The following is a 12,186-nucleotide window of genomic DNA, read 5'->3' on the forward strand; positions in this document are numbered from 1 at the left end:
TCGCCCTGCCATCTCGTCTCACCTGGCAAGATGCTGACGGGGTGCAAGCAAGTCGGACGTTAGGGGAGTGCGGAGCGCAGTGGAGGACCACAAGATCGTCCAGCGGAACATCGCGTTGCAGCGCGAGTGGTACGGGGAGCCGCTCGGCGACCGCGTGCGCAGGCTGGTGGTCGCCTTCGATGTTTCGCAGGCCTTCCTCGCCGAAGTGCTGGGCATCAGCGCCCCGATGCTGAGTCAGGTGATGAGCGGGCGGCGCGCCAAGATCGGCAACCCGGTCGTGCTCGCCAGGATGATCATGCTGGAGCGCAAGATCCTGGTCCCGGGTGTCGCCGCCGGTCACCGCGACGCGATGCAGCAGGCGCTCGAGGACGTTCGCGACTCGCGGCCGACCGTCGGCCGCGACAGCATCCCGGTCGGCGCCGTCGCCGACGACCACTCGGTGTTCGCCGCGCTGCGCGAGATCGCCGAGGACGAGGACCTGAACGAGGCGGCCAAGCGGCTCGACGACGACTTCCCGGCGCTTGCCGACCTGCTCCGCCGCGCCGGCAAACAAGCACCATGATTCTTTTCACCGCCCTGCTCCCGCCGCAAGACGTCGTCGCGGCGTTGGAGTCGGAGCTCGCGCGCCAAGGCGTCGACCCGGCGCTGCGGTGGTCCCCGCCGTCGAACTGGCACGTGACGCTCGGCTACTACGGGGACGTTCCCGAGATCCCGGAGCTCGCGCTGAGCGGCCGTCCCGCTCCCAGCCTGCGGATCGAGGGCGCGGGAACTTTTCCGGGCGTGCTGTGGTTGAACATCGCAGGTGAGGGGCTCGCCGAACTCGCTTCGGCGGCGGGCGCAGGCGCGGACGGCCGTAAATACCGTTCGCATCTGACGCTCGCGCGCTACGCTAAGGAAGATCCGGATGCGGGCAAGGCCTGGGCCGAGCGCCTGATGGCATTCCGCACCGAGCCGTGGGTCGCGCGGGAGGCAGTCCTCATGCGCAGCGACCGTGACGAGCGCGGGACCAGCTACCGGGTGGTCGAACGCTACCCGCTGAACGGCTGAACCCGCTGCTGGCGTAACCTTGACAGTTGGGTCCGGCTGCAGTCCGTGGCGGCCGTGACCGTCTCACCCGGCGTGATCGATCGTCCGGGCCACACGGCACCAGAAAAACTAGGAGTTAGTCAGTGGCTCTGTCCACCGAAGAGAAGAAGTCGATCCTTTCCGAGTACGGCGTGCACGACTCGGACACCGGATCCCCCGAGGCCCAGGTCGCGCTGCTCACCAAGCGCATCGTCGGTCTCACCGAGCACCTGAAGTCCCACAAGCACGACCACCACTCGCGTCGCGGGCTGCTGCTGCTGGTCGGCCGTCGCCGCCGGCTGCTCAACTACGTGATGAAGGTGGACATCGAGCGGTACCGTGCGCTGATCCAGCGTCTCGGCCTCCGCCGATAGCTTGACCCCGAGGGGGAGTGGCCGACGGTCGCTCCCCCTCGGTCTAGAACCGGCGCGAGCGCGTTCGCGGAATCCGTCCGCCGGTCCTCGGTAGTGGTTTCCGGGCATGAGGCCCGGAGGCTTCGATCGAAGACCGGCATCTTCCTCGAACGTCCTCAGGCGAAATGGGTCCCAGGGTGGGAGACTCGCGCCGTCACGAAGGAACCAAAGAGGAGATACACCCTATGACCGACTCCACCGGAGTCACCGTGCACGAAACCGAAGCCGTGCTCGACAACGGCCGTTTCGGCACCCGCACCGTCCGCTTCGAGACCGGCCGCCTGGCCCGTCAGGCCGCGGGCTCTGTCGTCGCTTACCTCGACGAAGAGACCATGCTGCTGTCGGCCACCACGGCGTCGAAGCACCCGAAGGACCACTTCGACTTCTTCCCGCTGACCGTGGACGTCGAAGAGCGCATGTACGCCGCGGGCCGCATCCCCGGCGCGTTCTTCCGTCGCGAGGGCCGCCCCTCCACCGACGCGATCCTGACCTGCCGCCTGATCGACCGGCCGCTGCGCCCGTCGTTCGCCGACGGTCTCCGCAACGAGATCCAGGTCGTCATCACCGTCCAGAGCCTCAACCCGGACGACCCGTACGACGTGCTGGCGATCAACGCCGCGTCCGCGTCCACCCAGATCGCCGGACTGCCGTTCTCCGGCCCGGTCGGCGGCGTCCGCGTCGCGCTGATCGAGGGCCAGTGGGTCGCGTTCCCGACCTGGTCGCAGCTGGAGAAGGCGACCTTCAACATGGTCGTCGCCGGCCGCATCGTCGGCGAGGGCGCCAACGACGTCGCGATCATGATGGTCGAGGCCGAGGCCACCGAGAACACCCTCGACCTGGTGTCCGAGGGCGCCAAGGGCCCGAACGAGCAGTCCGTGGCCGAGGGCCTCGAGGCCGCCAAGCCGTTCATCCGCGTGCTGTGCGAGGCCCAGCAGAAGCTGGCCGAGGCCGCCGCGAAGCCGACCGGTGAGTTCCCCGTCTACCTGGCTTACCAGGACGACGCGTTCGAGGCCGTCGCCGCGATCGCGACCGACGACCTGGCCGCCGCGCTGACCATCGCGGGCAAGCAGGCCCGTGACACCGCGACCGACGAGGTCAAGGCCGCCGTGCTGGCCAAGGTCGGCATCGAAGAGGGCGAAGCCTTCGCGGGCCGCGAGAAGGAGATCGGCGCCGCGTTCAAGGCGCTGTCCAAGAAGATCATGCGCAAGCGCGTCCTCACGGACAAGATCCGCATGGACGGCCGTGGCCTGACCGACATCCGCCAGCTCTCCGCTGAGGTCTCGGTCATCCCCCGTGCGCACGGCTCGGCGCTGTTCGAGCGCGGCGAGACCCAGATCCTGGGTGTCACCACGCTGAACATGCTCCGCCTGGAGCAGCAGATCGACGCGCTGTCCCCGGAGACGCACAAGCGCTACATGCACCACTACAACTTCCCGCCGTTCTCCACCGGCGAGACCGGCCGCGTCGGTTCGCCGAAGCGGCGCGAGATCGGCCACGGCATGCTCGCCGAGCGCGCGCTCGTGCCGGTGCTGCCGAAGCGTGACGAGTTCCCGTACGCGATCCGCCAGGTCTCCGAGGCGCTGGGCTCCAACGGCTCCACCTCGATGGGCTCGGTCTGCGCGTCCACCATGGGCCTCTACAACGCCGGTGTGCCGCTGAAGGCGCCGGTCGCCGGCATCGCCATGGGCCTCATCTCCGACGAGGTCGACGGCGAGACCCGCTATGTCGCGCTGACCGACATCCTCGGCGCCGAAGACGCCATGGGCGACATGGACTTCAAGGTCGCAGGCACCAAGGACCTGATCACCGCGCTGCAGCTGGACACCAAGCTCGACGGCATCCCGTCCGAGGTGCTCGCCGCCGCGCTGAACCAGGCGAAGGACGCCCGGCTCACCATCCTCGAGGTCATCGCCGAGGCGATCGATGGACCGGACGAGATGAGCCCGTTCGCTCCGCGGGTCACCAGCGTGAAGGTCCCGGTCGACAAGATCGGCGAGGTCATCGGGCCGAAGGGCAAGATGATCAACTCGATCACCGAGGAGACCGGCGCCGACATCTCCATCGAGGATGACGGCACGATCTACGTCGGTGCCGCGGACGGCCCGTCCGCGCAGGCCGCGATCGACAAGATCAACGCCATCGCCAACCCGCAGCTCCCGAAGGTGGGCGAGCGCTTCCTGGGCACCGTCGTCAAGACGGCCGCCTTCGGCGCCTTCGTCTCGCTGCTCCCGGGCCGCGACGGGCTGGTGCACATCTCGAAGCTGGGCAACGGCAAGCGCATCGCCAAGGTCGAGGACGTCGTGAACGTCGGTGACAAGCTCCGCGTGGAGATCGCCGACATCGACAACCGCGGCAAGATCTCCCTCATCGTGGTCCGCGAAGAGGACGAGGCCGCGAAGCCCGCCGAGGCCGAGGCCGCCGAAGCCAAGTAGGTCTGTTTCTCATAAGTGGCTCGTAAAGGCCTCCTTCACCCGTGTGAAGGAGGCCTTTGCGCACACATTAGGCATGTGAAGGATCATGGCGCAGATTCCCGGGTTTGAGCAGGCGATAGGCAGTACCCGCACGCTGGAGTCCACTTCGGACGGTGCGGTGGTCAAGCGGACGGTGCTGGCCGGTGGGCTGCGGGTGATCACCGAGCACGTGCCCGCGTCGCGGTCGGCGACGGTCGGGCTGTGGGTCGGTGTCGGTTCGCGTGACGAGCCGTCGAACGTCGCGGGCGCCGCGCACTACCTGGAACACTTGCTGTTCAAGGGAACCGCGAACCGTGACGCCACGCAGATCGCCGAAGAGATCGACGCGGTCGGCGGCGAGTTCAACGCGTTCACCGCCAAGGAGCACACCTGCTACTACGCGCAGGTGCTCGACCAGGACCTTCCGCTCGCGATGGACCTGGTGACCGACGTGGTGTTCGAGGCGCTGTGCACGGACGCCGACGTGGACACCGAACGCAGCGTGGTCCTCGAAGAGATCGCCATGCGCGACGACGACCCCGAGGACCTGCTGCACGAGACCTTCGTCAGCGCGATTCTGGGCAGTCACCCGCTCGGCCTGCCGGTGCTGGGCACCGAGGAGTCGATCACCGGGATGTCGGCGTCGGCGTTGCGCGGGTTCTACAAGCGCCGCTACACGATGCCCCGGATGGTGCTCGCCGTCGCGGGCAACATCGACCACACGCAGGTGCTTCGCTTGGTGCGCAAGGCTTTGCGCGACCGCTTGAGCGGCGCGGAGACCCCGGTCGCCGCGCGCACCGGCCGCGCGCGCATCCCGGTGACGCGCAAACTCGCGCTGCACACCGACGACACCGAGCAGGCGCACGTCATGCTCGGCCTCAAGGCGCTGTCGCGCCACGACGACCGCCGGTTCGCGCTGTCGGTGCTGAACGCGGCGCTCGGCGGCGGCATGAGCTCCCGGCTGTTCCAGGAGATCCGCGAGCGGCGTGGCCTGGCGTACCAGGTGTATTCGTCGACCGCGAGCTACTCCGACACCGGGCACCTGGCCGTCTACGCGGGCTGCCAGCCGGAGAAGCTCGGCGAGGTCGCCGGGGTGATCCGCGAGGTGCTCGACGGTGTCGCCGCGCACGGCCTGACCGACGCGGAGGTCCTGCGCGCCAAGGGCCAGCTGCGCGGCGGGCTCGTGCTGGGCCTGGAGGACACCTCGTCGCGGATGTCGCGGATCGGCAAGAACGAGCTCAACTACGGCCGCTACCTGGGCGTCGACGACACCGTCGCCCGCATCGACGCGGTCACCACCGACGAGGTCTGTGCGCTCGCTCGCACTCTGCTTCGCCGACCGGGTGGCGTGTCAGCGGCCGCCGTCGTCGGGCCTTACGCTCACTCCGACGACCTTCCAGACGATCTTCACGAGGTGATCGCGTCATGACCGATTTGATCCGCGTAGGTGTGCTCGGCGCGCGTGGCCGGATGGGCGCCACGGTCGTCAAGGCCGTCGAAGGCGCCGCCGACATGGACGTCGTGGCGGCCATCGACGCCGACGACTCGCGCGCGCTGAACGGCGCGCAGGTCATCGTCGACTTCACCCACCCCGACGCCGTGATGGACAACCTCCGCTTCGCCATCGACAACGACGTGCACGCCGTCGTCGGCACCACGGGCATGAGCGAAGAGCGGCTGGCCCAGGTCCGCGAATGGCTCGCGGCGAAGCCCTCGCTCGGCGTCCTCATCGCCCCGAACTTCGCGCTCGGTGCGGTACTCGCGATGCGTTTCGCCCAGCAGGCCGCTCGTTTCTACGCCTCGGCCGAGATCATCGAGCTGCACCACAACCGCAAGGCCGACGCCCCGTCCGGCACCGCGGGCCACACCGCCCAGATGATCGCCCAGGCCCGTAAGGAAGCCGGCATCACCCCCGGCCCCGACGCCACGACGGCCGAGCTGGCAGGCGCCCGCGGCGCGCTGGTCGAGGACGTCCGCGTGCACTCCGTGCGCCTGCCCGGCCTCATCGCCCACGAGGAGATCCTGTTCGGCGCGGAGGGGGAGACCCTGACGATCCGCCACGACTCGATGGACCGCACCTCGTTCATGCCCGGCGTGCTGCTCGGCGTGCGTGAGGTCCTCAAGCGTCCTGGTCTGACCGTCGGACTGGAGAACGTGCTCTCGCTGTGAAAGCCAGGAATGTCGCGCTGCTGCTGACGGCGGCGCTGGTCGTGTACTTCGTTTTGCTGGCAGGCCGTGCCATCGCGCTGTTCCAGGCGGGCGGCACGGTCCCGGTGCTGCTCGGCATCGGCGTGCTTTTGTTGCCACTGCTGGGTGTTTGGGTCGTGGTGTCCACCTGGCGGTCCGGCGTGCGTATCCAGCACCTGGGGCGCCGCCTGGACGAGGAGGGCGGCCTGCCGGACATCTCCGACCTGCCCCGCCGCGCCTCGGGCCGCGTCGAGCGCCAGGCCGCCGACGTCTGGTTCGACGCCCGCCAGGCCGAGGTCGAAGCCGACCCCGACGACTGGCGCAACTGGTACCGCCTCGCGTTCGCCTACGACATCGCGGGCGACCGCCGCCGAGCCCGCGAAACCATGCGCAAAGCCGTCCAGCTCGAGTCCCAGGAAGCGTGAAAAAGGCCCCCTTCACCAAGAAAGGGGGCCTTTTCTTCGCAGGGTCAGAAGTGGATCTCGCCGCCACCCGCGAAGTTGAGGTTCACGCTGGGGCCGAAGTTGTTGTATTCGCCGGTGTTCAGCTCGGAGTTGCCGGTGCTGACGACAGTTTCGTAAGTGGTGTAGGGCGCGCAGCAGCTGCCGATGCTGAGCCGGTCGCCGTTCCTGGCGCCGGAAGCGTTGGCGTGCACCTTGCCGGTGGCGGTGTTCTGCCACAACCTGAGCGTGCGGCCGCCACCGCTCTTTTCCTTGAGGACGGTGAATCCTTGGACGGTGACCGGTGCCGCCTGCGTGTCAGCTGACGCGGGCACGGACAGGGTCGTGGTCGAGACGAAGGCGATCAGCGCGGCGGCCGTGATCTTTTTGAACATGATCGAATCGTGGCATTCGGCGCTGTCACCCTGCTGCCATTCGGCGTAATCCCAGTCGAACGGGTTACGGACCGCCCGGGGTCGTGAGCGTTCCGGACGGTTATTGGGCGGAAGGTCAAAGGTGGCGTGTCTGGGTGTGCTCGGCTGTGTCCGGGGTGGCTGTGTGGGAAATGCGTCGTTGAAGAGCCTGTTGCTTTTTGAACTGGCTCGACATGGCTTGATGATCTTGTTGCACGTGTGGCAACTTGGGATAATTGTTGTGTGGCAAGGGATTATCGGCCGGTTGATCGTGAGCAGGAGTTTCTGTTGCCGCCGTCGATGGCGGACTGGTTGCCGGATGATCATCTGGTGTGGTTCGTGATCGCGGTGGTGGGGCGGCTGGACACGTCGGCGTTTCACGCGACGGCGAAGCGTGGTGGGGTCGGGCGGCGTGGGTATGACCCGGAGATGCTGCTGACGTTGTTCGTGTATGCGATGGCGCATGGGGTGTCCTCGTCGCGGCGGATCGAGCGGTTGTGCCTGACCGATGTGGCGTTCCGGATCATCTGCGCGCAGGACATCCCGGATCACACGGTGCTGGCCCGGTTCCGCCAGCGTCACGAGGCGGCGCTGACGGATCTGCTGACCGAGTCGCTGGTGCTGGCCGCCGAACTGGGGATGGTGTCGCTGGGGGTGGTCGCGTTCGACGGCACCAAGATCGCCGCCAACGCGAGTAAGGACGCCAACCGCACCGAGGCTCACCTGCGGAAACTGGCCGAGAAGTTCGTTGAGGAGACCGCGCAGACCGACGCGGCCGACGACGCCCGCTTCGGCGCCGACCGGCGCGGCGACGAACCACCACCGGACCTGCGTGACCGCACCCGTCGCGGTGAACGGATCACGGCCGCGCTGGAGCAGATCCAGTCCCGTCGCGACGCGGCCGAGCAGGCCGGCGAGGGGCGGGCTGAGATCGCGCGGGCCTATGACGCCGCGGTCGCCCGGCCTCACCCGTGGCGGGGCCCCGCCGCGAGGCGCGGACCGGGTCGCGGTGGCCCGAGCACGCCTGGACCGGGAGCGAGCCACAGCGGTGTCCCGCTGGGAGGCCTGGCACGCCCAGATGCGATCCGGCGGCGGGCGCCGCCCGTCGGGGAAAGCAGCGGTGCCGCCGGAGGATCACAGCAGGGTCCGGCGGGCCCGCGCCGCCTATGAGGCCGCGCTCTCCCGCGCTGAACAGGCCGCCGCCACCGCGAAATCCCAGACGCAGACCGACAAGTTCGTGGCGAACACGACCGACCCGCAATCACGGCTGCTCAAGACCCGCAACGGCTGGGTCCAGGGCTACAACTGCCAGACCGCGGTCAGCGACGACGAATTCCTCGTGTCCGCCCGCGCCACCCAGGACACCAACGACCTCGACCAGTTCGTGCCCACCGCCGATGATGTCCTCGCCACCGCCGGGAAGCTGGCCCGGCGCACCGGCCGCGGTGACCTCACCGTCGGCGTGATGATCGGCGACGCCGGCTACGACTCGACCGCCAACCTTGAGACCGCGGGCCCGGACCGTCTCATCGCCGATGCCAAAGGCCGCACCGTGAACACTCGAGCCGCCACCGACCCGGCCACCGGCGACCCACCCAAGAACGCCACCGCGCGGGAGAAGATGAACCACCGGCTACGCACCGCAGAAGGCGTGACCCTCTACCGACGACGCGGCGCGATGATCGAAGCACCCAACGCCTGGCTCAAAGACCGCCGCGGGCTCACCCGCTTCGCCCGCCGAGGACTCACCGCCGCCCAAGCCGAACTCTCCCTCGCCGCCGCAGTCACCAACCTGCTCAAACTCTGGACCAAGGGCATCACCACCGCCCAGATCCGCACCACCTGAACCCCACCCCGGCCCGGCCCGGTGGCCAAGCCAGAGACCGGACGATGCCGAAGACACCACAACAGCAAAAAGCAACAGGCTCTGAACGACTCAAAACCCGCACAGTCAACCCGCTTGACCAGTTACAGGGTCGTTCGAGGCGGGTGAGTGCGGTTCGCGGCGTTGAACGACGCAAACCGCACTCACCCAGGCAGTAGGCCCAGGTATGAGGGGAGCCTTCATCCACGCCGGACCACGACCCTGCCGTGGACGAGACAGCCCGAAGGGGTCGTGAGTGTTTTCGCCGGTTAGAACCGGCCGTACCACTCACGACCCCACGTCGAGCCGACGATCACGCCACCTTTGCGTTTCCCCTCAATAGAACCGCCCGCAACGCTCACGACCTCCACCATTCAGCCTTCAGCTTGAACAGCGGGCGCAACCTTCACGCGTTCAGAAGTGGAACACTCCGGCGAACATCGCGGGTGCCGCGGCCAGCAGGCTGAAGCGGATGCCACGCCCGAGCAGCCCGCCGATCAGGAACGTCGACATCGGCATCCGGACCATCCCGGCCAGCACGGTGGTGGCCATGAACGGCGGCAGCCCGATGACCGCGCTCACCCCGTACGTCCCGGTCATCCAGTGCGGATGCCGGTGGCAGCGCTCGCGCAGCGCGTCGACCCAGGCCCGGAACTTCTTGGTACGCAAGCGCATCCGCTCACGCCTCGGCGTCGGCGGGCGCTCGCGGTGCAGCCGGTCGTGCAGCACCTTGGGCAGTTTGATCGACCCGCGCGCGGCGAGGTAGTACAGCAGCTTCCCGGCGATCTGGCCCGTCGCGACCACGATGCCCACGGCGAGCCACGGCACGTCCGGCTTGCTCGCGACGAGGCCGATCACGAACACCTCGACGCTGATCAGCGGCACGATAGCGGAGCCGAAGGCGACACCGAGTGTCACACACAGCCATCCCAGCATCGCTCACCTCCCCATCGCGATCTGTGTCCAAGTTAGCAGCCGCAAAACCGGGACACCCTGAGGTAAACCCCCGTATTCATGGTGGTGCCAGCGATAAAAGATCACCTGTTCGCCGTCTTGCGGTCACCTTGCGCTGGAAACCTGGCCTGGTGGAAGAGCACAGCCGGTTCGCCCGGTTCTGCGCCGCCGTCGTGCGCCGCCTGCCATTCGGGCTGTCCCGGATCGTCGCGCCCAATTTCCTCGGCTTCGCGCTGATCAACGGGTTCACCTTCGGGGTGGACCTCGCCTTGCTGACCTTGTTCCACGGCTGGCTGGACCTGCCGGTCTGGCTGTCGATCACGCTCGGCTACATCGGCGCGTTCGCGCTCAGCTTCGTGCTGAACCGCAAGCTGAACTTCGAGTCGCACGCGCCCGCCGGCCGCCAGGTGGTGCTGTACGTCGTCGCGATCGCGATCAACTATGTCGCGTTCTTGCTCGGTGTCGGCAGCGGGCTGACCGCGCTGGGCGTGCAGTACCACCTGTCGCGCATCCTGGCGGGCGCGTGCGAGGGCGTCTTCATGTACAGCGCGATGCGGTGGGTGGTGTTCGCGAGGAACTCACGCGAGCCCGAGGTCCAGCGTGCCGGTTAGCCGCACCTCGCGGATGGTGGTCTCACCGGTGTCGAGCACGCGGACGGTGCCGTCCGGGTTCCAGCCGGCACGGCGGTAGAAGCCCAGCGCCGGGTGGTCGGACTGCCCGACCCAGCTGATGCCGCGCTCGGCACCCAGCTCACGCAGGCCCTGCGCGGCCGTCGCGAGCAGTCGGCCGGCGTGTCCCCGGCGCCCCCATCGCGGCTCTACCAGCAGCGATGCGATGAGTCCCGTCTTGCTCGCGTCGTCGGGCAGCGCGCCGGAGGCGTCCGCGACCTCGCTCTCTGGCGCCAGGCCCGCGACGCAGAAGCCGACGTTGAACTCGCCCTCGGTGGCCAGGTAGACGGAGCTGAACGGGAACTCGATCGCGTCCGTCCACTGCTGCTCGGCGTCGACGGCGTCCAGCGCCGCGAGCGCGCCTGGCAGGTCGGCATAGGCGGCCTCCCAGGTGACCCGCTGGATCCGGGCGATCTCCTTGGCGTCTTCCGCGGTGGCCAGGCGGACTCGGGCGATGCTCATGCTGGTGAAACTTAGTGGGTCCGGTTTTTGTCGGTGGGTCGTGGCACCATCGGCGACATCATGGAAACGATGAGTCTGGCCGTCGCGCGCCGCACCGCGCTGGCCGCACAGGGGTTCGCCGACCCACGTCCCGCCTCGCAGCCGACGAGGCGGCATCTGCAGCGCGTGCTGTCCAGGGTCCAGCTGATCCAGCTCGACTCGGTCAACGTCGCGGTCCGCGCCCACTACGCGCCGCTGTTCTCCCGCCTCGGCGCCTACGACGCCGCGCTGATCGACGAGGCCGCGTGGACGCACACGGCCAAGCGCCCGCGCATGCTGGTCGAGTACTGGGCGCACGAGGCGAGCCTGCTTCCGGTGCAGGACTGGCCGCTGCTGCGCTCAGGCGCCAAACGGCAGGGCTGGTGGCGCAACTATTCGTCCCTTGTGGACAAATCACCGGCGCTGATCGACGACATCCTGGCCGTGGTCAAGGAACTCGGCCCGATCGGCGCAGGCGGCATCGAGCGCGAGCTCGGCGCCGAAGGTCGCGGCCCGGGTGCGTGGTGGGACCGTTCGGAGGTCAAGAAGGTCTGCGAGTGGATGTTCGGCATGGGCCAGCTGACCACCGGCACCCGCCGCTCGTTCGAGCGGCTGTACGACCTCACCGAGCGCGTCGTCCCGCCGGAAGTGTTGTCCCGCAAGGTGTCCCCGGAGGAGGGCGCCCGCGAGCTGATCACCAGGTCCGCGGTCGCGCTCGGCGTCGCCACCGAGACCGACCTGCGCGACTACTACCGCCTCGGCCCCGGCGAGACCAAGCAGGCGGTCCGTGAGCTCGTCGAAACCGGTGTGCTGGAGCCGGTCTCGGTGCGCGACTGGAAAGCGCAGGCATACCGGCACGTCCAGGCCAAGACGCCCCGCGCGATCACCGGCCGCGCGCTGCTCTGCCCGTTCGACCCGCTGATCTGGGAGCGCGCCCGCACCGAGCGTCTCTTCGGCTTCAGGTACCGCATCGAGATCTACGTCCCGGAGCCCCAGCGCGTCCATGGCTACTACGTGTTCCCGTTCCTCCTCGACGGCGAGCTGGTGGCCCGGGTCGACCTGAAGTCGGACAGGGCGGCCGGTGTCCTGCGCGTCCAGGGCGCCTTCGCCGAGCCCGACGTCGACAGCGCGCGCGTAACGCTGGAGCTGGCCGCCGAACTCAAGCTGATGGCCGCCTGGCTCGGCCTCGACAGGGTCCAGGTCGGAGAGCGAGGTGACCTCGCGAAGCCGCTCCGCAAACTCACGCGCTAGC

14 protein-coding genes are annotated in these 12,186 nt (G+C 68.5%); 11 read left to right on the top strand and 3 right to left on the bottom strand.

The window, feature by feature from the left end; genetic code table 11:
• The first annotated feature begins 79 nt into the window (after positions 1-79).
• From AB5J62_RS11670 to AB5J62_RS11700, 7 genes are all read left to right on the top strand, one after another.
• Positions 80-562: an XRE family transcriptional regulator gene (locus AB5J62_RS11670; protein ID WP_370950241.1), complete on the top strand. Its 483-nt coding sequence runs from the start codon at positions 80-82 to the stop codon at positions 560-562.
• The gene (locus tag AB5J62_RS11675) at positions 559-1,047 is read left to right on the top strand and encodes a 2'-5' RNA ligase family protein (RefSeq protein ID WP_370948222.1); all 489 of its coding nucleotides are present in this window, start codon (positions 559-561) and stop codon (positions 1,045-1,047) included. The genes AB5J62_RS11670 and AB5J62_RS11675 overlap by 4 nt, the downstream gene beginning before the upstream one ends.
• Before the next feature lie 122 nt (positions 1,048-1,169).
• Entirely contained in the window at positions 1,170-1,439 is a 270-nt protein-coding gene (gene rpsO / locus AB5J62_RS11680) for a 30S ribosomal protein S15 (protein ID WP_370948223.1), read from the top strand.
• Positions 1,440-1,663: 224 nt separating this feature from the next.
• Complete coding sequence (locus tag AB5J62_RS11685; RefSeq protein WP_370948224.1) at positions 1,664-3,910, top strand: polyribonucleotide nucleotidyltransferase; 2,247 nt, start codon at positions 1,664-1,666, stop codon at positions 3,908-3,910.
• Positions 3,911-3,995: 85 nt separating this feature from the next.
• A complete protein-coding gene (locus AB5J62_RS11690; protein WP_370948225.1) occupies positions 3,996-5,357 on the top strand; it encodes a M16 family metallopeptidase in 1,362 nt (453 codons plus the stop codon).
• The gene (gene dapB, locus AB5J62_RS11695) at positions 5,354-6,097 is read left to right on the top strand and encodes a 4-hydroxy-tetrahydrodipicolinate reductase (protein WP_370948226.1); all 744 of its coding nucleotides are present in this window, start codon (positions 5,354-5,356) and stop codon (positions 6,095-6,097) included. The genes AB5J62_RS11690 and dapB overlap by 4 nt, the downstream gene beginning before the upstream one ends.
• Positions 6,094-6,540, top strand: a complete 447-nt coding sequence (locus tag AB5J62_RS11700) for a hypothetical protein (protein WP_370948227.1) — start codon at positions 6,094-6,096, stop codon at positions 6,538-6,540. The genes dapB and AB5J62_RS11700 overlap by 4 nt, the downstream gene beginning before the upstream one ends.
• 44 nt (positions 6,541-6,584) lie before the next feature.
• On the opposite strand, the gene AB5J62_RS11705 is transcribed toward AB5J62_RS11700, so the two are convergent.
• Positions 6,585-6,950 carry a hypothetical protein gene (locus AB5J62_RS11705; RefSeq protein ID WP_370948228.1) on the bottom strand — a complete coding sequence of 122 codons (366 nt, stop codon included), beginning with the start codon at positions 6,948-6,950 and terminating at the stop codon, positions 6,585-6,587.
• Positions 6,951-7,211: 261 nt separating this feature from the next.
• On the opposite strand from AB5J62_RS11705, the gene AB5J62_RS11710 reads away from it, so the two are divergent.
• Entirely contained in the window at positions 7,212-8,138 is a 927-nt protein-coding gene (locus AB5J62_RS11710) for a transposase (RefSeq protein ID WP_370948229.1), read from the top strand.
• Positions 8,089-8,814, top strand: coding sequence for a transposase (locus AB5J62_RS11715; RefSeq protein WP_370948230.1), 726 nt, complete (start codon positions 8,089-8,091; stop codon positions 8,812-8,814). Before AB5J62_RS11710 ends, AB5J62_RS11715 begins: the two co-directional genes overlap by 50 nt.
• A gap of 432 nt (positions 8,815-9,246) precedes the next feature.
• Here AB5J62_RS11715 and AB5J62_RS11720 read toward each other — a convergent pair whose 3' ends face one another.
• Entirely contained in the window at positions 9,247-9,768 is a 522-nt protein-coding gene (locus AB5J62_RS11720; protein ID WP_370948231.1) for a hypothetical protein, read from the bottom strand.
• A 149-nt stretch (positions 9,769-9,917) separates the two neighbouring features.
• On the opposite strand from AB5J62_RS11720, the gene AB5J62_RS11725 reads away from it, so the two are divergent.
• Positions 9,918-10,397, top strand: a complete 480-nt coding sequence (locus AB5J62_RS11725; RefSeq protein WP_370948232.1) for a GtrA family protein — start codon at positions 9,918-9,920, stop codon at positions 10,395-10,397.
• Here AB5J62_RS11725 and AB5J62_RS11730 read toward each other — a convergent pair.
• Positions 10,365-10,916, bottom strand: a complete 552-nt coding sequence (locus AB5J62_RS11730) for an N-acetyltransferase family protein (RefSeq protein ID WP_370948233.1) — start codon at positions 10,914-10,916, stop codon at positions 10,365-10,367. The two genes, AB5J62_RS11725 and AB5J62_RS11730, sit on opposite strands and share 33 nt — an antisense overlap.
• Positions 10,917-10,976: 60 nt before the next feature.
• Between AB5J62_RS11730 and AB5J62_RS11735 the strand changes: the two genes are divergently transcribed.
• Positions 10,977-12,185 carry a winged helix-turn-helix domain-containing protein gene (locus tag AB5J62_RS11735; RefSeq protein ID WP_370948234.1) on the top strand — a complete coding sequence of 403 codons (1,209 nt, stop codon included), beginning with the start codon at positions 10,977-10,979 and terminating at the stop codon, positions 12,183-12,185.
• The last annotated feature ends 1 nt before the right edge of the window (position 12,186 follow it).

This window comes from Amycolatopsis sp. cg5 (assembly GCF_041346955.1).
In the GTDB taxonomy this organism is placed as follows: Bacteria; Actinomycetota; Actinomycetes; order Mycobacteriales; family Pseudonocardiaceae; genus Amycolatopsis.